At 62.9% G+C, this 19,760-nt stretch carries 11 protein-coding genes; 5 read left to right on the top strand and 6 right to left on the bottom strand.

Annotated features, from left to right (window positions below; genetic code table 11):
* Window positions 1-365: 365 nt before the first annotated feature.
* Window positions 366-731, top strand: coding sequence for a winged helix-turn-helix domain-containing protein (locus AC0T4W_RS14910; RefSeq protein ID WP_476320181.1), 366 nt, complete (start codon window positions 366-368; stop codon window positions 729-731).
* On the opposite strand, the gene AC0T4W_RS14905 is transcribed toward AC0T4W_RS14910, so the two are convergent.
* The 3 genes from AC0T4W_RS14905 to dksA all read right to left on the bottom strand — a co-directional run bounded on the left by AC0T4W_RS14905 (window position 726) and on the right by dksA (window position 10,918).
* Window positions 726-9,230, bottom strand: coding sequence for a GH36-type glycosyl hydrolase domain-containing protein (locus AC0T4W_RS14905; RefSeq protein WP_476320179.1), 8,505 nt, complete (start codon window positions 9,228-9,230; stop codon window positions 726-728). The genes AC0T4W_RS14910 and AC0T4W_RS14905 overlap by 6 nt on opposite strands.
* Before the next feature lie 296 nt (window positions 9,231-9,526).
* A complete protein-coding gene (gene gluQRS / locus AC0T4W_RS14900) occupies window positions 9,527-10,414 on the bottom strand; it encodes a tRNA glutamyl-Q(34) synthetase GluQRS (RefSeq protein WP_476320177.1) in 888 nt (295 codons plus the stop codon).
* A 60-nt stretch (window positions 10,415-10,474) separates the two neighbouring features.
* Window positions 10,475-10,918 carry an RNA polymerase-binding protein DksA gene (gene dksA / locus AC0T4W_RS14895; RefSeq protein ID WP_090251641.1) on the bottom strand — a complete coding sequence of 148 codons (444 nt, stop codon included), beginning with the start codon at window positions 10,916-10,918 and terminating at the stop codon, window positions 10,475-10,477.
* Between the two features lie 195 nt (window positions 10,919-11,113).
* On the opposite strand from dksA, the gene AC0T4W_RS14890 reads away from it, so the two are divergent.
* On the top strand, window positions 11,114-12,295 hold the full coding sequence (locus AC0T4W_RS14890) for a pyridoxal phosphate-dependent aminotransferase (protein ID WP_476320174.1): 1,182 nt from the start codon (window positions 11,114-11,116) through the stop codon (window positions 12,293-12,295).
* Window positions 12,285-12,992: a DNA/RNA nuclease SfsA gene (gene sfsA, locus AC0T4W_RS14885; RefSeq protein ID WP_476320171.1), complete on the top strand. Its 708-nt coding sequence runs from the start codon at window positions 12,285-12,287 to the stop codon at window positions 12,990-12,992. Before AC0T4W_RS14890 ends, sfsA begins: the two co-directional genes overlap by 11 nt.
* A gap of 245 nt (window positions 12,993-13,237) precedes the next feature.
* On the opposite strand, the gene AC0T4W_RS14880 is transcribed toward sfsA, so the two are convergent.
* The 3 genes from AC0T4W_RS14880 to AC0T4W_RS14870 all read right to left on the bottom strand — a co-directional run bounded on the left by AC0T4W_RS14880 (window position 13,238) and on the right by AC0T4W_RS14870 (window position 16,955).
* The gene (locus tag AC0T4W_RS14880; RefSeq protein WP_476320169.1) at window positions 13,238-14,416 is read right to left on the bottom strand and encodes a glycosyltransferase family 4 protein; all 1,179 of its coding nucleotides are present in this window, start codon (window positions 14,414-14,416) and stop codon (window positions 13,238-13,240) included.
* Between the two features lie 71 nt (window positions 14,417-14,487).
* Window positions 14,488-15,219, bottom strand: coding sequence for a sulfate transporter CysZ (gene cysZ / locus AC0T4W_RS14875; RefSeq protein ID WP_476320166.1), 732 nt, complete (start codon window positions 15,217-15,219; stop codon window positions 14,488-14,490).
* Between the two features lie 380 nt (window positions 15,220-15,599).
* Window positions 15,600-16,955 carry an IS1182 family transposase gene (locus AC0T4W_RS14870; protein WP_476317714.1) on the bottom strand — a complete coding sequence of 452 codons (1,356 nt, stop codon included), beginning with the start codon at window positions 16,953-16,955 and terminating at the stop codon, window positions 15,600-15,602.
* Between the two features lie 138 nt (window positions 16,956-17,093).
* Here AC0T4W_RS14870 and trxB point away from each other — a divergent pair, with 138 nt between their 5' ends.
* Both trxB and AC0T4W_RS14860 read left to right on the top strand, forming a co-directional pair.
* Window positions 17,094-18,041, top strand: coding sequence for a thioredoxin-disulfide reductase (gene trxB / locus AC0T4W_RS14865; protein WP_476320164.1), 948 nt, complete (start codon window positions 17,094-17,096; stop codon window positions 18,039-18,041).
* Window positions 18,042-18,337: 296 nt separating this feature from the next.
* On the top strand, window positions 18,338-19,552 hold the full coding sequence (locus AC0T4W_RS14860; protein ID WP_476316702.1) for an IS110 family RNA-guided transposase: 1,215 nt from the start codon (window positions 18,338-18,340) through the stop codon (window positions 19,550-19,552).
* Window positions 19,553-19,760: the final 208 nt, after the last annotated feature.

The following is a 19,760-nucleotide window of genomic DNA, read 5'->3' as shown; positions in this document are numbered from 1 at the left end:
GGTTAGCGGCGCAGGAGCTGGTTGTGGGCATTCACACAATTCGAGCGCCGCGTAACCCACCACTGCGGTTTGCCGGTAGGCCGCAATGGTGGGTTACGGCGCGTTGAAAGTTGATCGTGGTTGCCTGATTCCGGTTAGCGCCTAACCCACCCTACGTATTACCGCGCTCATTCAGCGTATAGCTGTGCGGGACAAGCCAACAGATAAGTCGTAAGTTGGTGTTGGGCGCAGCGAAGCCCAACAGGCTGTGACAGGTCTCGCTGGGTTTCGTCGCGTTGCTCTTCAAGCCAACCTACATACTTGGCGCTTTCGCCTGAGTTAAACAGGCGTTAGCCTGCACAGCGTATCCCCGCTGTGGTCGCCGCATGTACCGTCTCGATCTGAAAATTCGCCTGTATAACGGTTCTGCCATTGCCATCGGCCCTGGCAAGGCCGAGCTGCTGGCGGCTATTGCTCAACACGGTTCGATCAGCGCTGCTGCGCGCGCCATGGGCATGTCCTATCGGCGTGCCTGGCTGCTGGTGGAAACCATGAACTGTAGCTTCAAGCAGCCGTTGGTTAGCACCCTGGCTGGCGGCAAGCAGGGCGGTGGCACCCAGCTCACCGCCTGCGGCGAGCAGGTTCTGCAGCGCTATCACGCCATCTGCGCCGCTGCGTTGGCAACGGTGCAGAGTGGCTGTGACGAGCTGGCCGAATTGTTGGCCGAGCCTTGCGCTAACAGCGATCTATAACTCAATGCGCAGACGATGCTCGGCGCCATCCAGCGCCACTTTCAGCTGCCCTTGCGCGCACTCGATGGCTTGCTCATCCAGCCAGGCTTGGCGAATGCCTTGGCTGCGTTGCGCCGGGTTGCTTAGCTCGATCTGGTAATGACTGCCGGCCAGGGCAATACGCGCGCTAAAGCCCGGCCAATCGGGCGGGATGCAGGGGTTGAGCAGCAGCCAGTCGCCCTCGCGGCGAATGCCGAGAATCCCTTCCACGCCAGCGCGGTACATCCAGCCGGCCGCGCCGGTGTACCAGGTCCAGCCGCCGCGACCGTTGTGCGGCGCCACTGCGTAAACATCGGCGGCCAGCACGTAAGGCTCGACCTTGTAGCGCTGGCATGCCTCAGGGTTGTTGCCGTGGTTGATCGGGTTGACCAGATCAAACAGATCGAACGCCTGCTTGGCCGAGCCGAGCTGGCAGTACGCCAGAATCGCCCACATTGCCGCGTGGCTGTATTGCCCACCGTTCTCGCGCAGGCCCGGCGGGTAGCCCTTGATATAGCCAGGCTGCAGCGGGGTTTTGTCGAACGGCGGGGTGAACAGCAGGGCAATGCCGTCGTCCTCGCGGATCAACTGGCGCTGCATGGAGGCCATGGCCATATTCACCCGCAGCGGGTCGGCACTGCCAGACAACACGGCCCAGGACTGGGCAATCGAGTCGATCCGGCATTCGCTGCTGTGCACCGAGCCGAGCCAGGTGCCGTCATCGAAGGTTGCGCGGCGGTACCACTGGCCATCCCAGGCATAGGTTTCGAGCGCTAAGCGCAGCTGCTCGGCATGCGCCCGCCAGCGTGCTGCGCGGGGGCTGTCATAGGCTTCGGCGTAGGGGCTGAACAGCGCGATGGTGCGCAGCAGCAGCCAGCCCAGCCACACGCTTTCGCCCTTGCCGTGCTCGCCCACGCGGTTCATGCCGTCGTTCCAGTCGCCGCCGCCGATCAGCGGCAGGCCCAGTTCACCGGTCAGTTGCAGGCATTGGTCGAGGCCACGGGCACAGTGCTCGAACAGCGAAGCCGGCGCATCGGCCTGCATCGGCTGGAAGAACGCATCGTGCTCGCCGGCAGCCAGCAGCGGGCCTTCGAGAAAGTCCAGCTGCTCATCGAGAACCGCCGCATCACCGCTGCACTGGATGTATTGCGCGGTGGCATACGCCAGCCACACCCGGTCATCGGAGATGCGCGTGCGCACGCCCTGGCCGGAATGCGGCAGCCACCAGTGCTGCACATCACCTTCGACAAACTGACGGCTGGCCGCGCGCAGGATATGCGCGCGGGTCATGGTCGGGCTGGCGAAGGTCAGTGCCATGCCGTCTTGCAGCTGGTCGCGAAAGCCGTAGGCGCCGCTGGCCTGGTAGAACGCCGAGCGTGCCCAAACGCGGCAGGCTAGGGTCTGATAGAGCAGCCAGCCGTTGAGCATGATGTCCATGGCGCGGCTTGGGGTCTGTACCTGCACCGCGCCGAGCACGCGCTGCCAGTGCGCCTGTACCTTGAGTAGTACGGCGTCTAGATCGGCCTGGCGGTACTGCGCAATTAATGCACTGGCTTGCTGTTGGTTGGCGCATTGGCCCAGCAGCCAGAGCACTTCAACACTTTCCCCCGGTTGCAACTCCAGCTGACATTGCAGTGCTGTACAGGGGTCGAGGCCGGCACCCAGGCTGCCGCTCAGCGGTGTTTGTCGGGCCAGAGCGGCGGGTTGCGCGAGGCTGCTGTTACGCCCGATAAATTCACAGCGGTCGGCCGTCCAGCTGCTTTGCCGGCCGCCCAGGTCGCTGAATGCGCTGCGCCCGGTAAAGGCGATGCTCCAGGGGTTGCGCACCAGGATGGCGCCGGTGGCACTGTCCTGGTGGCTGACGATATACGGCGCGCTGGCCGCCCGCGTGCTGCCCAGCACCCATTCGGCATACGCGCTGACGCTTAGCCGGCGTGGCCGGCCGGAGAGGTTGCGCAGGGTCAGCCGGGAAATCTTGATCGGGTCATCCAGCGGCACGTATTGCAGCAGCTCCATAACAATGCCGCTGGCCTGATGGCTGAAGCGGCTGTAACCAAAGCCATGGCGGGCTTCATAGTGGCCGCTGTCGCGCAGCGGTTGGGCGGTGGGGCTGAACAGCGCCAGGCTGTCCTCGTCGCGCACATACAGGGCTTCGCCTGGCGGGTCGCTGACGGGGTCGTTGGACCAGGCCGTGAGCTGGTTTTCCCGGCTGTTGTCGGCCCAGGTGTAGCCGCTGCCTTCAGCCGAAACCTGAAAGCCGAACTGTGGATTGGCGATCACGTTAATCCACGGCGCGGGGGTGTTGCTCCAGGCATCCAGGCGTACTACATACTCGCGGCCGTCCAGGTCGAAGCCGCCCAGGCCGTTTGCAAACTCCAGCGGGCTGGGTGGCGGCGCGTGGGATATCGGGATGGGCTGCGCGCTATGGTTGCTGGCGCTGGCAGGCAATGGGCTTTCGCAGGGCTGGATGCGCGCCAGTTGTTCGCTAATTGATCCGCGATGGGCCACTAACAGCACCCGCGCTACCGCTTGTAGGTGTTCGCGAAATTCACCGCTGAGCAGGTCGGCGCGCAGTACGAATACCGAGCCCTGCGCCAGTTCGGCGGCAAAGCGTGGGCGCGACTGGCTGCTGCGTACGGCGGTTTCGATGGCTACCTGCAGGTCTTGCAGGTAGGAGGAGGCGTGTTCGTTGACGATCACCAGGTCCACGGCCAGGCGCTTCATCCGCCAGTATTCGTGGGCGCGCAGCAGTTGCCGCACCTGGGCGATGTCTTCGGCGTCGCTGATGCGTAGCAGGACAATCGGCAGGTCGCCGGAAATCCCCTGGGACCACAGCACCGACTGGCTGCCGAGGCCGCGCAGCAGGCTGGCGGCCGCTGCGCGAAAGCGTGCGTCGGCATACAGGATGGGCGCGGCCAGGCGTTGAAAGTCGGCGGCTTCGGCGGCGAGCATGTCGAGGTGACGCAATTGCACCTGGGCCTGGGTCCAGGCCAGGGTTTTCGCCCGTTCGAAGGCGCTGCGGTCATGGTGCTTGTCGATCAGGTCAAGCAGCGCTTCACGGGAGGCGGCCACCACCGTCCAGAACGCCACGCGGGCGATCTTGCCCGGTTCGACCAGCAGGCGCTGACGCAACGAGAAAATCGGGTCAAGCACCGTGCCGACTGTATTGGATAGGCGCTGGCCCTGGCGAATCACCGCTGCGGCGTGCAGCGCGCAACTGCGCCCGAGAAACTTCGCCCGGTCGGACTCGTACTGCGGCTCAGCGCTTAGCTCACCTTCAACCACGGCAAAGTGTGCGGCCCACAACGCGGGTTCGCTGGCGCTGCGTGGTCGGCGCGTGGCAATCAGCGCGGCGAAGGCGGGCAGGTATTCGGTGACCACAAACAGCTTGGAGAACGCCGGGTGGGCGTTGTCGCTGGCGGCGCTGGCCAGTACCAGTTCGGCGTAGGAGGTCAGTTCGATTTCCCGCGCCACGCGACCGCTGTTGGTCAGCGAGACGCGGCGCACTTCGCCGTCGTCTTCGCCGGAGACCAGCACGTCCAGGCGGGTGGTGAGGCTGCCGTCGTGGCGGCTGTAGCTGGCGTAGTCCTCGGCGAATACCACTTCGTCGTAGGGGTTGCCGCTGCTCGGCTGTGCGCCCAGGGACCAGCGCGTGCCGTTGCGGGTATCCCAAAGGAAGATAAAGGAGCCGTGCTGGTCGCGGGTACTGTCTTCCTGCCAGCGAGTGATGGCGATGTCGCGCCAGCGGCTGTAGCCCGCGCCGCTGGCGGTGAGCATGACGCTGTAACGACCGTTGCTGAGCAGGTGGGTAACCGGAGGGTTGCCATTTACATGGTTCAGGCGGCGTTCGTTGTGCAGTGTGCAGTCCGCTTCTGCGGCGCAGGCGCTGACCTCTTCGGCGCGCGGATGGGCGACGGCGACATTGCGCGGCATGCGTTCTTGCAGCAGCAGTTCACAGGCCTGGATCATCGGTTCACGGTGGAATCGTGCTCGCATCTGGCCGTCATGCAGGGTGTTGGCAATGGCGACGATGCTCATGCCCTGATGGTGGGCCATAAAGTTGCGCACGATGGCAAACGGCTGGTCATCCGGCAGGCGCGTGCGGGTGAAGTCCAGCGCTTCATAGAAGCCATAACGGCCCAATGCGCCCATCTCGGCCAGGCGGCGATAGTTGGCCAGGGCACCTTGCGGGTTGACCATGGTGGCCAGCCCAGTGGCGTAAGGGGCAATCACCCGGTTGGCGGACAAGCCACGCTTGAGGCCCAGGCCCGGTACGCCGAAGTTCGAGTACTGGTAGGTCTGCTCCATGTCGCGGGCGTTGTAGGCCGATTCGGAAATCCCCCAGGGGATGCCCTGGGCTTCGCCATAGGCGGCCTGGCGTGCCACCACCAGGCGGTTGGTCTGCTCCAGCAGGCTGCCGGCTGGGGCGCGCATCACCAGTGAGGGCATCAGGTATTCGAACATCGAACCGGACCAGGAAATCAGCGCCGAGCCGTTGCCCAGTGGCGTGGCAGTGCGGCCCAGGCGGAACCAGTGACGGGTGCTGACATCGCCCTTGGCAATGGCGAACAGGCTGGCCAGCCGCGCTTCCGAGGCGAGCAGGTCATAGCAGCTGCTGTCCAGGCTGTTGTCGGCCAGGCCGAAGCCAATCGACAGCAGTTTGCGTTCAGGCTCCAGGAGGAAGGCGAAATCCATGGCCAGGGCCATGCTGCGCGCCTGTTCGGCGACGCAGCGCAGGTCGTTGTGCAGACGTGTGCGTTGGCTATCCGTCAGTTCGGCATCCTGCTGGAGGTCGCTTAGGGCCTGGGCGAGTGCCTGCAACCAGAACAGCAGGTCGCTGGCCTGGCTGTCACTTTCGGGCGGAGTGATGCCGCTGGCCAGTTGCGCAGCTTTCTCACTCAGGCGCAGCAGGGTTGGCAGCAGGCTAAACAGCGGTTGTGCGCCATTTAGTCCGGCTTCTATCTGCTGCAGTAATGCGTGCAGCTGTTGGGCGCGTTCATCACCACCGGCAGGCAGGGCGCCGAGCGCAGTGCGGGCCAGTTGCAGGTTGTCGTCGATGCCCTGGCGGGCGTCCGCGCTGATGGGCGTTTTCAGCCATTCTTCGCAGGCGTTGGCGACCACCAGCAGATGGCCAGCCAGGTTGCCGCTGTCCACCGACGATACATAGGCCGGTGCCAGCGGGCGCAGGTCCTGGGTGTCGTACCAGTTGAAGAAGTGTCCGCGATGGCGTTGCAGTTGCGCCATGACTGCCAGTGTGGCCTGCAGGCGGGCGAGGGTGCGCTGGGTACCGGCCCAGCCGAAATCGCGAGCAGCGATGGCGGAAAGCAGGTAGAGGCCCATGTTGGTTGGCGAGGTGCGATGGGCGATGACCGGCTTAGGGTCTTCCTGAAAATTATCCGGCGGCAGCTGGTTGTCCGCAGCGTTAACGAAGGTTTCGAAGAAGCGCCAGGTGCGCCGGGCGATCAGCCGTAGTTCGATGGTTTGCGCCGGGTCGACCAGCAGGTGTTTGGCCACCTGTGGCGAACGGCTGACCAGCAGGGCAATTGCCGGTGCGCTGAGCCAGAGCAGGGCGAACGGCAGCACCAGCGGCCAGATGGCCGGCGACCAGAGTACGGCCAGGGCGCATAGCAGTAAGCCGAGCAGCGTACCGCCAGCCATGCCGGAGTAGAACCCCAGCAGCTTCAGGCGTGGGCTGATCGCCGCCTGGGCGGCGGTGGTCCATTCCAGCAGGTTGCGCCGGGTGATCACTAGGCGAGTCAGGGTGCGGCTGATCGCATCGAGCATGCGCCAGCTCTGGTCGGCGAGGAACGTCAGGTTTAGCGCGCTTTGCAGCAGGGCCAGCAGCAGGTCATCACGCAGCTTGCCCAGGTGGCTGCGCCAGCGAATACCGGCGCGGGCCGGCAGCAGGCCAAAGCACAGCGGCAACAGGGCCGGGATCAGCAAGCTCGCGATCAGCAGCAGGCTGGCAGTCAGCGCGGCCGGCAAGGGCAGCAGCCAGCTCAGGCCCAGCGCCGCCAGGGTGACGGGGGCCAGCAGGGAGCGGCGCAGGTTGTCGAGCATCTTCCAGCGGCCGATGCTTGGCAGCGCTTGTTTGCCGCGAAACGGCCCGAGAATCCACGGCAGCAGCTGCCAGTCGCCCCGAGTCCAGCGGTGCTGGCGCTTGCCGGCAACGTCGTAACGCGAGGGGAATTCCTCGACCACCTCCACATCCGAGGCCAGGCCCGCGCGGGCGAAGACACCTTCGAACAGGTCATGGCTAAGCAGGCTGTTTTCGCCGACCCGGCCGGCCAGCGCGGCTTCGAAGGCGTCGATGTCGTAGATGCCCTTGCCGGTAAAGGAGCCTTCGCCGAACAGGTCCTGATACACGTCGGACACGGCTGCAGCGTAGGGGTCCATGCCGCCGGGGCTGGAGAAGACTTTCTGGTACAGCGAGCCCTCACGCTGCAAGGGCAGCGACGGGGTGACCCGGGGCTGCAGAATCGCGTAGCCGCCAACCACCCGTTGTAGCGCTGTGTTGAAGCGCGGCTGGTTTAGCGGATGGGCCATCTTGCCGATCAGGCGCAGCGCCGCATCACGCGGCAGGCGGGTGTCGGCGTCCAGGGTGATGACATAGCGCACATCGGCCGGCACGCGCTGGCTCAGCCCTGGCACCTCGGTAAAGCTGGTATCTGCGGCGCCACGCAGCAGGCGGTTGAGTTCATGCAGCTTGCCGCGCTTGCGCTCCCAGCCCATCCAGACGTTTTCACTGGGGTTGAACTGCCGCCGCCGGTGCAGCAGGAGGAAACGGCTGCCAGCAATGCCGGGGCCGTAACGCTGATTGAGCTGGTCGATGGCGGCGCTGGCCAGCTGCAATAGGGCGTCGTCGCTGGCCAGGTGTTCCTGCTCGGCATCCAGACCATCGGTAAGCAGGGCGAAGGTCAGGTCGCCGCCCTGTCCGGCCAGGTGATGGACTTCCAGGCGCTCGATCTGTTCCAGCAGATCAGCCTCGCTGCCCAGCAGGGTCGGCACGGCAATCAGCGTGCGCAGGCTGCTGGGCACTCCTTCGCTAAGCTCCAGGCCTGGTAGGCCCATGGCGCCGAAGCTGCTGCTGACCGCGCGGTTGACCAGTGCGGTGGCCACTTCGGTCGCCGGCAGAAAGCCCAGCACGCCCAGCGCCAGCAGCCAAACGGCCGTGACGCCCTGGCTGGCCAGGCTGAACAGGGCAAGGCCCAGGAGCAGGCTGGCCAGGCCGACGATGGCGCCGACGTAGCCCGGCATGCCGAGGTGGATATGGCCACGGCTAATGCGCAGACGCAGCGGTGGGTGAAAGTCGATGCGCTGCTCCAGCGCCAGGCGGCCTTCGGCGATCAGGTGGTAGCCGGGGTCGGTGGTGCGTGGGTCGGCATGCTCGGTTTCGCGGGTCCGTTGCGTGGCCTGCAGGGCCTGTTCGGCAACCTCCAGCTCGCTGCAGGTGCTGCCACGGGCCAGTTGCTCGATGGCGCTGCGGTATTGGTTGCGGGTGGCAAAGTCCATCGCGGCAAAGTTGCTGCGCGCGCCCAAGCGGGCATCCACCAGGCTGACGTTCTCAAACAGCTGCGCCCAGTCGATGGAGGAGATCAGGCGCATGCTGTTGATGATGTTGCGCACCGTGAGGTTGGACGCGCCCTGGCGCTGCTGCGTGTGCTGCACCACTTCATCGAGGCTGCTGCCCTGTGCGCCAAGGCGTTCTTCCAGCCAGCCCAGTGCCGGCGTGGTGAGCGGGTCATGGTCACGCAGGCGCTTGGCCAGTTGCGCGGCAAAGGGTTCGCTGAGCGGTACACGGGCGCGCTCGTGCAACTCCTTGTCGAGCGCTGCGTGGGGCGCGTCTGGGCCCAGTAGGCGGCTGGCCAGGGCGTCGGCGTCGGCCCGCGCGCTGCGCCCGGTGGTCATCTGGTCGGCGAGGCGACGCAGGTTTTCGATCAGCACGATGCGCAGGGTGATGGCCACTGCCCACAGCTCGCCGATGGTCAACGGCTGGACCTGCTGATAAGCGACGATAAAACGTTGCAGGATGTCCGGGTCGAAGTGGCTGTCGGTGTGGGCGATAAAGGCCCAGGCCATGCCCAGCACCCGTGGATAGCCGGCAAAGGGCCCGCTGGCGAGTTTCGGCAGTTGGCGGTAATAGCCGGGTGGCAGGTCGTCGCGAATCTCGCGAATCTGTTCTTCGACCAGGTGGTAGTTGTCCAGCAACCACTCGGCCGCCGGCACCACGCCACGGCCGTTGGCCAGTTCGGCGGCGCTGGCGCGGTAGGCGGCGAGCAGGACCTTGGCGTTGTCATTCAACCGCCGGTGCAGGGACAGTACGGCAGGTGGCTTGCTGCTCACCGGCTGGGCTGCGGCTAGGGTGTATGCGTGTTGTTCGAGGCGTTCGATGCCGAACAGCTCTTCGCGTACCGGGGCGTGATCAAGCCATGGCGAGGGTGCAGCGGCATGGCTGAATAGAGCAGAGAAGACTGAAGTCATAGGGCGCGGTTCCAGCCGTCATTGGCATGCGCGATAGGCGTCGAGGTGCGAAACCCATCTGAGAAACCGCGACAGCGGACCTACGAAGCCACGATTGCCGTGCCCCTGTTGCTTCGCCGTGCTGATTTTGCATATTGGCCGCAGACGCTGGTGTAACCGGTCAACACCCAAGACCCGGGTACCGCGATGGCGGGGTAACCCTGCACCATCGGGAAGAATGCTGTCGCAGCATTATCGTTACCCTACTGCACGCTGTTGGCTAGCGTCTGTTCGCTAGCGGACATAGGGCGAAATGCTTAGCGAAGTTGGGTTTCGGCCAGGGTCAGGCTGCGCGCAATGCGCGTGGCATCCCAATGCTGACTGGCCCAGCGCAGCAGCTCAGCCGGCTCGCCATACTCGGCACCGTCCGGCACAACTTGGCCCAGTGCGCGCAGGGCGCGCAGCAGCAATGGCGTGGCCTGGTCGGCCGGCAGCGGTGGCGAGCGGTAGGACTTGCCCAGTTTGTGGCCATCCGGTTGGATAATCAGCGGCACGTGCAGGTAGCGCGGTTGCGGCAGGCCCAATAGCTCCTGCAGGTACAGCTGACGTGGCGTTGAATCGAGCAGGTCGGCGCCGCGCACCACATCAGTCACGCCCTGCCAGGCATCGTCGAGCACCACCGCCAACTGGTAGGCATACAGGCCATCACGGCGGCGAATCACAAAGTCGCCTACCTCACGGCCCAGGTGCTGGCGGTAATCACCTTGCACCCGGTCGACAACGTGGTAGCTCAGCTCCGGCACGCGCAGACGAATCGCCGCATCGACAAAACCATGGCCGGCATTGCGGCAGGTGCCGGGGTAAATTCCCTTGCTGCCTTCCAGCTGCTTGCGCGAGCAGGTGCAGGCGTAGGCCAGGCCCTGGCTAAGCAGGCGTTCGACCAGCGCGGCGTACTCGCTGTGGCGATCACTCTGGCGTACCAGTTCGCCATCCCATTCGAAGCCGTAGCTTTCCAGGGTGCTGAGAATGCCTTGTTGGGCGCCGGCGACTTCGCGTGGCGGGTCGAGGTCTTCCATGCGCAGCAGCCAGCGGCCATTGACCGCGCGCGCATCGAGATAGGACGCCAGGGCGGCGACCAGAGAACCGAAGTGCAGGTAGCCGCTAGGCGTAGGGGCGAAGCGACCGATATAGGCGGGTGTGTTCATGTCTGGCGCGCACAGGGAGACAGAAACAACAGAGGGTGCCGAAGCACCCTCTGGGTCAGATCAGGAGCCGATCTGTTTTTCTTTGATTTCCGCCAGCGTCTTGCAATCAATGCACAGCGTGGCGGTGGGGCGGGCTTCGAGGCGGCGGATGCCGATTTCGACGCCGCAGGAATCGCACCAGCCATAGTCGTTGTCTTCGATCAGTTGCAGGGTTTCGTCGATCTTCTTGATCAGCTTGCGCTCGCGATCACGGGCACGCAGTTCCAGGCTGAATTCTTCTTCCTGGCTGGCGCGATCCGCTGGATCGGGGAAGTTGGCTGCTTCGTCCTGCATATGGTGCACAGTACGATCAACTTCCTGCATCAATTCCAGCTTCCACTTGTTGAGGATGCCGGTGAAGTGGGCGCGCATCGGCTCACCCATGTATTCCTCGCCCTTTGTTTCTTTATAGGGCTCGAAACCACGAGTCAGTTGGCTGCTTTTTGCTTTTGCTTTGGTGGGCATGGATGACCGCCTCTCACTCTTCTAATCCACTGCGCAGGACGGTGTCCCTTGCCCGTTCTACGTCGAGTAGAACTGGCCCTGCGGCTGCAAGCGGGCGAACTTACCAGAACAACTCGGCCTGCGCCACTCCCGGTTGTCGTGGTTGTGCTGGGTATGCTTTAGAATCCGCGCCTTATCTTCCACGCAGGCAGCTTCATGGCCCAGTCCTACAGTGCGCGCAGCCGCGCCATAGAACCCTTTCACGTGATGGCCCTGCTAGCCCGTGCCAATCAATTGCAGGCCGACGGTCATGATGTGATTCACCTGGAAATCGGTGAGCCGGATTTCACCACCGCCGCGCCAATCATCGCCGCCGGGCAGGCAGCCCTGGCCGATGGGCACACCCGTTATACCGCCGCGCGCGGCCTGCCCGCCCTGCGTGAAGCCATTGCCGGCTTCTACGCGCAACGCTATCAACTGAGCATAGACCCCGAGCGTATTCTGGTTACCCCGGGCGGTTCGGGGGCCTTGCTGCTGGCTACGAGTCTCTTGGTCGATCCCGGCAAGCACTGGCTGCTGGCTGACCCGGGTTATCCCTGTAACCGTCACTTTCTTCGCCTGGTTGAAGGCGCGGCGCAGCTGGTGCCGGTTGGCCCGGACGTGCGTTATCAACTAACGCCCGGCCTGATTGAGCGATATTGGGACCAGGATAGCGTCGGCGCGCTGGTGGCATCGCCAGCTAACCCCACAGGCACCTTGCTTAGCCGTGACGAGCTGGGCGGGCTGTCGCAGGCGTTGAAAGCGCGTGGCGGCCATCTGGTGGTGGATGAGATCTACCACGGCCTGACCTACGGCGTAGATGCAGCCAGCGTGCTGGAAGTGGATGACGAGGCTTTTGTACTCAACAGTTTTTCCAAGTATTTCGGTATGACCGGCTGGCGCTTGGGCTGGCTGGTAGCGCCACCAGCCGCTGTGCCGGAGCTGGAGAAATTGGCGCAAAACCTCTATATCAGCGCGCCAAGCATGGCCCAGCATGCCGCCTTGGCCTGTTTTCAGCCGCAAACCTTGGAAATTTTCGAGCAGCGCCGCCACGCGTTTCAGCGTCGCCGCGATTTCCTCCTGCCGGCGCTGCGTGAATTGGGTTTCAAGATCGCCGTGGAGCCAGAGGGCGCCTTCTATTTATATGCCGATATCAGCGCCTTCGGCGGCGATGCCTTTGCCTTCTGCCAGCACTTTCTGGAAACCGAGCATGTGGCCTTTACCCCCGGCCTGGATTTTGGCCGCTATCAGGCCACGCAGCATGTGCGTTTCGCCTACACCCAGGACTTGCCGCGCCTGCAGCAGGCGGTGGATCGCATCAAGCGTGGCCTGATCAGTTGGCGGCCCCATGCAGTTTGAGCCGCCGCTGGAAGAAGGCCGACTGCTGCGCCGCTACAAGCGCTTTCTCGCCGATATCGAGACTGCCAGCGGTGAGCTACTGACCATCCACTGCGCCAATACCGGCTCGATGCTCAATTGCATGAGCGAAGGCGCGCGTATCTGGTTTAGTCGCAGCGATGACCCCAAGCGCAAGCTGCCAGGTACCTGGGAGATCGGCGAAACACCCCACGGTCGTTTAGCGGTAATAAACACCGGGCGCGCCAATGCTCTGGTGGAAGAAGCCCTGCGCGCCGGGTTGATCTGCGAGTTAAACGGCTTTACCCAGCTCAAACGCGAAGTGCCTTACGGCCAGGAACGCAGCCGGATCGACTTTCGTCTGGACTACCCGACAGGTGCGGCGTTTGTTGAAGTTAAGAGCGTCACTCTGGGGTTTGCCGATACTCGCGTCGCCGCCTTTCCCGATGCACGCACCGAGCGCGGCGCCAAACACCTGCGTGAGCTGGCTGCGCTGGCCCGTGAAGGGATTCGTGCGGTGCAGCTGTACTGCGTGAATCTGACAGATATCGATGCAGTGCGCCCGGCCGAGGAAATCGACCCCGCCTATGCCGCTGCGTTGCGTGAAGCGGTGAGTGCGGGTGTGGAAGTGCTGGCCTACGGCGCGGCGATCAGCGCGCAGGAAGTGCGGCTGATCAAGCGTCTGGATGTGCTGTTGTAGGCTTTGCTTCAATCATGTGTTGTATGGGCCGGTGAGTAGTCCCGAAATTGTTCCGGATGACCAGGCGTAGGTAGGTTGGTGCTGAGCGTAGCGAAGCCCAACAGGTGCATGCAGGATGTGTTGGGCTTCGTCGCGTTGCTCCTCAACCCAACCTACGCTCTGTTGTAGGAGGGGCTTTAGCCGTTAGCTTTTGCTGCTGTTTCAGATAATGCTTTTCGCGGGCATGGCCCGCTCCTACAGGGGCGTCAATGCTGCGTTCTGCCGGCCGGCAACTCCTGCACAGGCTGCATGGCGCTGCACAGGTGCTGCTCGAACAGCTCAACAATCGCCGGCCAGCCCTGGCGTGAAGCATGTAGTCGCGCATTCAGGCGTACCCGGCGCAGGCCCTCGTGGTCGGTCAGCAGCCAGCTGGCAGCGTCGATAAAGCCCTGTTGATCCTCGGCCCCCGCCAGCGCGCCGCTATGTCCGTGGCGGATATGCTGGGCGGCCGCTGCCTGATCGAACGCCACCACGCCAAGCCCTGAGGCCAGAGCTTCGAGCACCACATTGCCAAAGGTTTCCGACAGGCTGGGAAACAAAAACAGGTCACCCGAGGCGTAATGTGCTGCCAGTTCTTCACCGCGTTGCAGGCCGCAGAACACGGCGTCGGGCAGTTGCTGCTGGAGGCTGGCGCGCTGCGGGCCATCGCCGACCAAAATCAGTTTCAGCCGCCGCTGCGGGTGCGCCTGCTGTAGCGCCTGAAAGCTCTTGCTGAGCAGGGTCAGGTTCTTTTCTGCGGCTAGACGACCGACATGCAGGATGGCAATGTCCTGCTCCGTCAGGCCCCATTGTTCGCGCAAGGCCGCGCAGCGTTTGGCCGGGTGGAACAGCTGGCTGTCGACACCCCGCGAGAGCAGCTGCAGATTGTCGAAACCGCGCCGCTGCAGCTCGATCTGCTGGCTGACACTGGGCACCAGGGTCATCTGCGAGCGGTTATGAAACCAGCGCAGGTAGTTGGTCAGTGCGCGGGTCAGCAGGCTGAAGCCATAGTGCCCGGTGTATTGCTGGAAGTTGGTGTGAAAACCGCTGACCACCGTGATATGCAAGCGCCGCGCGGCGCGCAGGGCGGACAGCCCCAGCGGCCCTTCAGTGGCGATATACAGCACATCCGGGCGCTGGCGTTGCCAGTTGCGCAAGAGCTTGTGCATCGACGACTGCCCCCACTGCAAGCCGGGGTAACCGGGCAGCGGCCAACCTCGGGTCAGCAACAGATCCTGATCGACCGCACCGCGCGGGTCGACGCTCTGTCGCGGACGCACCAGCTGCACACGATGACCACGGCCGCGCAAGCCGTCGACCAGACGACCGAGGGTGTTGGCCACGCCATTGATTTCCGGCGGGAAGGTTTCAGTGATCAGTGCGACAGATAATGAGGATGTGTTCATGGCCGCAGTGTCGGCTGCGGCTATGTAGCAGTTATGACGGTAACGTTGCGGGTTTGTGACCGCTGCGTGGGCTACTCGCCGCGCTCACGCACCCAGAACACCGTGGCGCCGGCCACGGCTGCCGGCATCATCAGGATATTCAGGCCGGGCACCAGCAAGGCGGCGTAGGTGATGCCGCCAAAGCCCAGGCTCTGCCAGCGCTTCTCACGCAACCAGGCGAGCATGTCTTGCCAGCTCATCTTGTTGTTGTCCGCCGGGTAATCGATGTACTGAATCGCCATCATCCACACGCCAAACAGCAGCCACAGCGGCGCGGCGATCAGGTTGACCACCGGGATAAAACTCAGGACCAGCAGGCCAATGGCGCGCGGCAGAAAGTAGCCCAGCTTGCGCAGCTCGCGGCCCATGGTGCGCGGCACCATGGCCATCAGCTCGGCCCAGCTGAACGGCGGAAAGTCGTCCTGGCCGCGTACCACCACTTCGACCTTCTCTGCGAGAAAGCCGTTAAACGGCGCGGCGATGATATTGGCCAGCAGGGTGAAGGTGAAAAACACCATCAGTAGCACCAGCACTACAAACAGTGGCCACAGCACGTATTCGAGAAAGCTCAGCCAGCTCGGCAAGCTGGGCATAAAGGTGTCGACCCAACCGCCGAACTGCTGCATGGCCAGGTAAATCAGGCCAATAAACAGGATCAGATTGATCGTCAGGGGCAGTAGCACAAACAGCCGCAAGCCAGGGCTCAGGACCAGTTTCAGGCCCTCGCTGAGGTATTGCGGGCCGGTCAGTACGGGAGCAGGCATGGGGGTGAGTCTCCGCGAGGTTGAAGTCGCGCCGACCTTACCGGCTTTGTGTTGCAGGTGAAAGCCTCTGCAACGGGCGCTAACGATTGCCTGGGCGCGTTATAGCGCTTGCCTATGCAGGGCATTGGCAAGGCATATTTCCGCCGTGCCCTGGGCGGGCATAGGCTGCGCAGCATCCCTTTGCGGGGCTTCCGACCTTACTGCCTTCCCCTAGGAGCCTGTCGGACTTAACCCGAAAAGGAATGACAGCGCGGGTTTAGGTCTTTGATTGCTCGGGGTCGTTCTTTCTAAGCATCCGAGTTGACTATCGCGAACCCAGGCGGTCCGTTCGTGCACCTGAGCAGCTGCCTGGACGCGGGTGGGCGTACTTTTCGGCCGCGTTACATCGCGCGTAGCACATGCAAACGCTTGATGTTCCAGGCCATGGTCACCAGGCTCCATTCGCCCTGGGCGTTGGCCAGGCCGCGCATGCTCATCTGCCGCCAGCCCATCACTCGCTTGATGATGCCAAACACCGGTTCGACCGTCTGTTTGCGTAGCCTGTACAGCGCTCGACCTTCTTGCGTGCTCAGTCGGTGAGCCATCTGTTCGACTGGGTTACTCGTCTGTGGTAGCGGCGAGTCGGTGGCAAAGCGCTCCAGTACCGGGGTGTGGTGCGACTCGCGTTTGAGCGCCAGAAGCGGTTCGACCTTGGCTTCGTGGCAGGCGCTCACGTTGGCCTGGCTGAAGAAGCCGCTGTCCGCAATCAGGCTTTTCACCTCGCCTAATTCGGCGGGCAAGGTGGCTATGCGCTGTAGCGTGGGAACCACTTCGCGCTTGTCGTTGCAGGCCTGGGTTACATGCTGTGTGACCACCAGCATCGTCTCGGTGTCGACCCCGGCTTGAGCGTTATAGCTCTGCTCGAAGCCGCCACCGGAGACGGGCATGATGCGTGACTCTTCATCGGTCAGATTGACTTGATCGCTGTCTTTGGGGCCCGCTGCGGGCGGTTCTGGATCCTTGCCGCGTGGTTTCTTTCCAGCCTTGCGCTGGGCCTCACGCTTGGCCGTCTTGGTCTCGAATTGCTGTTGCTCAATGGCGTGTCGCTCAGCTGCACGTTGCTCGATCTTCGCTTTGGCCTGGGCTATCGCGCTGAGCCGATCTTCGCGCCGGGCAATCTCCGCCGGCACATCCATGCCATCGGGTACGGCGGCGCAGTCGCTGTTCTCGGCCAGCGCCAGCAACTGCTGGACCTCCTGGCGTAACTGCGCCTCGATCTTGTTGGCGTGCGCCCAGGACAAGGCCTTGTGCTTACTGGCGTTGGCCTCGATCTTGGTGCCGTCGAGGGCGATATGACCGAGCTTGAGCAGCTTCATCTCGCGCGCCAGCATCAGCACCTGGACGAACAGCGATTCAACCTGCTGCCGGAAACGTCGACGGAACGTGGCCAAGGTGTCGTGATCGGGGTGGGTGTTGGCCGCCAGATAACGGAACGCTACCGAGTCATAGGTCGCGCGTTCGATCTTGCGGCTGGAGTGCACGCCATTGGCGTAGCCGTATATCAGCAGCCCCAGGAGTACGGCCGGATGGTGGGCAGCTGAACCCCGCCCCGCATACTGCCCAGTCAGCTCGCTCAAATCGAGTTGCTCGATGACCTCGACCACGAACCGCGCCAAGTGATCCGCCGGCAACCACTCGTTCACCGAAGGCGGTAGTAAATACGCAGTGTCTCGGTCAGCAAGGACAAAACGGCTCATCAGCGGGGCTCTCGATTGCAGGGCCTTGATTGTCGCGAATACTTTCAGCGCAAGGAAGAGTCAGAAAGTCCGACAGGCTCCTAGGTATTCCGGTAAGCCCCTTTTTATTGCTGCCGGTATTGCCGGGAGGAGCTGTTGATGTCTGTCACTCGTCATGCTCGCGTGATCATTTTGGGCTCCGGCCCTGCCGACTATAGCGCTGCGGTGTATGCCGCGCGGGCCAATCTCAAACCGCTGCTGATCACCGGCCTGCAGGCCGGCGGCCAACTGACCACCACCACCGAGGTGGATAACTGGCCGGGTGATGTGCACGGCCTGACGGGCCCTGCGCTGATGCAGCGCATGCAGGAGCATGCCGAGCGCTTCGAGACGGAAATCGTTTATGACCATATCAATGCCGTGGACCTGGCCGGTAAGCCGTTCACCCTGGTGGGTGATAGCGGCACCTACAGCTGCGATGCGTTGATCATCGCCACCGGTGCCAGCGCCCGTTACCTGGGGCTGCCCAGCGAAGAAAGCTTTATGGGCAAGGGCGTTTCCGCTTGCGCCACGTGCGATGGTTTCTTCTACCGCAACCGCGAAGTCGCGGTGGTCGGTGGTGGCAATACGGCGGTGGAAGAGGCGCTGTACCTGGCCAATATTGCCAGCAAGGTCACCCTGATTCACCGCCGTGGTAGCTTCCGCGCGGAGAAGATCCTGCAGAACAAACTGCAAGCACGGGTGGCTGAAGGCAAGATCGTACTCAAACTGCATGCTGAAGTGGACGAGGTGCTGGGCGACAACATGGGCGTCACCGGTGTGCGTATCAAGTTCAAGGATGACAGCCATGCTGAGCTGAGCGTCGATGGCCTGTTCGTCGCTATCGGCCATACGCCGAACACTTCGTTGTTCGAGGGGCAGCTGGCGCTGAAGGACGGTTATCTGGTGGTCAATGGCGGCCGCGAAGGCAATGCCACCGCCACCAGCATTTCCGGCGTATTTGCTGCCGGTGATGTGGCCGATCACGTCTACCGCCAGGCAATTACCTCGGCAGGTGCCGGCTGCATGGCGGCGCTGGATGTTGAGCGTTATCTCGACGGCCAGTAAGAGGCTGCTTATAAATTACTGCGCTCGGCCATGCTGCGTTAACAGTCATGGCAGCCCCGCCACCCCTGATGATGAAAGAGAGCTATAGATAGGGAAGGTGGCGGTGAGAGGTCGCTAGTTTTTTTGGCGGAGACACCCCGTCGTTAACATGATCCAGCGAACTGACTCGTACCCCGGATTGCCTCTTTCGAGAGCGAACGCTAAATAGGCCGTTGGGGACTTGTTCCCTTCAGGCTCATTCAGTTCGATCACCGCCACCTTCCCGATCTTGAGTGTAGACAGCAGAGGGGTGGGGTATGGAATTGATTGCCCTTTATAAACGTGTGGTTGGACTGGATGTGCATCAGGCCCAGATCACTGCCTGCGCGGTGATTGAAGAGACGGATGGTCGCATCACAGTCGAGCACCGTCAGTTTGGCGCGTTCAAGCGTGATCGTCGGGCGCTGGCCGAGTGGGTAGCGGCTCTGCAGCCGGACGATGTGGTGATGGAGAGCACCGGCGTTTACTGGAAGAGCCCCTATGCGGCCCTGGAAGCGGTGGGTATCAGGGCCAAGGTGGTCAATGCTCGGCATGTCAAAAATGTACCTGGGCGCAAAACGGACATAGCCGATGCTCACTGGCTGGCGATCCTGGCGCGCGCTGGGCTCTTGCGTGGCTCGTTTGTGCCGCCGGCCAAGCTGCGCGAGTTGCGCCTGATTGCCAGGCAGCGGCAGAAGCTGGTCAGCCAGTTGGCCTCGGAGAAGAACCGCTTGCACAAGGTGTTGAGCGACAGCGGGGTGCGTCTCGGCGTCGTGGTGAGCGACCTGCATGGGCGTTCTGCGCGGGCCATGGTCAAGGCGATCATTGCGGGTCAGCCCGTACACGAAGTGCTCAAGTTCGCCACGCGCCGCCTGAAGGCCAGCCGTGAAGAGCTGTTCGAGGCGCTGCAAGGAGAACCGACGGCCAGCCACTGTTTTGTGCTCGACGAGTTGATGCAGCACATTGAAGAGCTTGAAGCGCGGATTTCCCGTTTCGAAGCCCGCCTGCTCAGCGAACTCGATAGCGAGCGCAATGCCCTGTCTCTTTTGCAGACCCTGCCCGGCGTTGACTTGATCGGCGCGGCGCTACTCATCGTTGAGATCGGCAGTGACATGGACGCCTTTGGTAGCGCTGATCGATTAGCCTCCTGGGTGGGCATCTGTCCAGGCAACAACGAGTCTGCAGGTAAACACAAACCTGGAAAGATACGTAAGGGCAATGCTCATGTGCGGCGGTTGTTATGCGAATTCTCGCACTCGGCCAGCCGCACTGCATCGGTATTCAAAACCAAGTTCCAGGCACTGGTGATTCGACGTGGCTACAAGCGCGCGATCATCGCCTTGGCTCACAAACTGCTACGTACCGTCTACTACATGCTCAAGCGGCGCGAACACTACCGGGACAGCGCCCTGGACTATGAAGCCTTGTCGGTCAAACGCAATTCAGCTCGCTGGCTCAGGGCACTGGAGAAGTTCGGCTACCTGCCGAGCTAAACCACCCCCGAGTGTTTTTTTGCTGGTGTCCGGCAGGTTCGCGCTCGTCTGTCAGATGGATTCTTTCACGCTAAAAATGGCTTCGGACTGCTCATTTACAACCCGTAAATTCCGCTTCTTCAGCCATTTTTGCCTTGCCTGACCTTCGCTCGCTACTTTTGTAAGCACCCTCTGCGCGAACTGAAAATGCAATAAGCCTCGATTGAAT

The sequence above is a fragment of the Pseudomonas sp. C7.1 genome, assembly GCF_056312395.1.
Note: the sequence above shows the minus strand (reverse complement) of the source record. Positions and strands in the feature narration are given on the sequence as shown.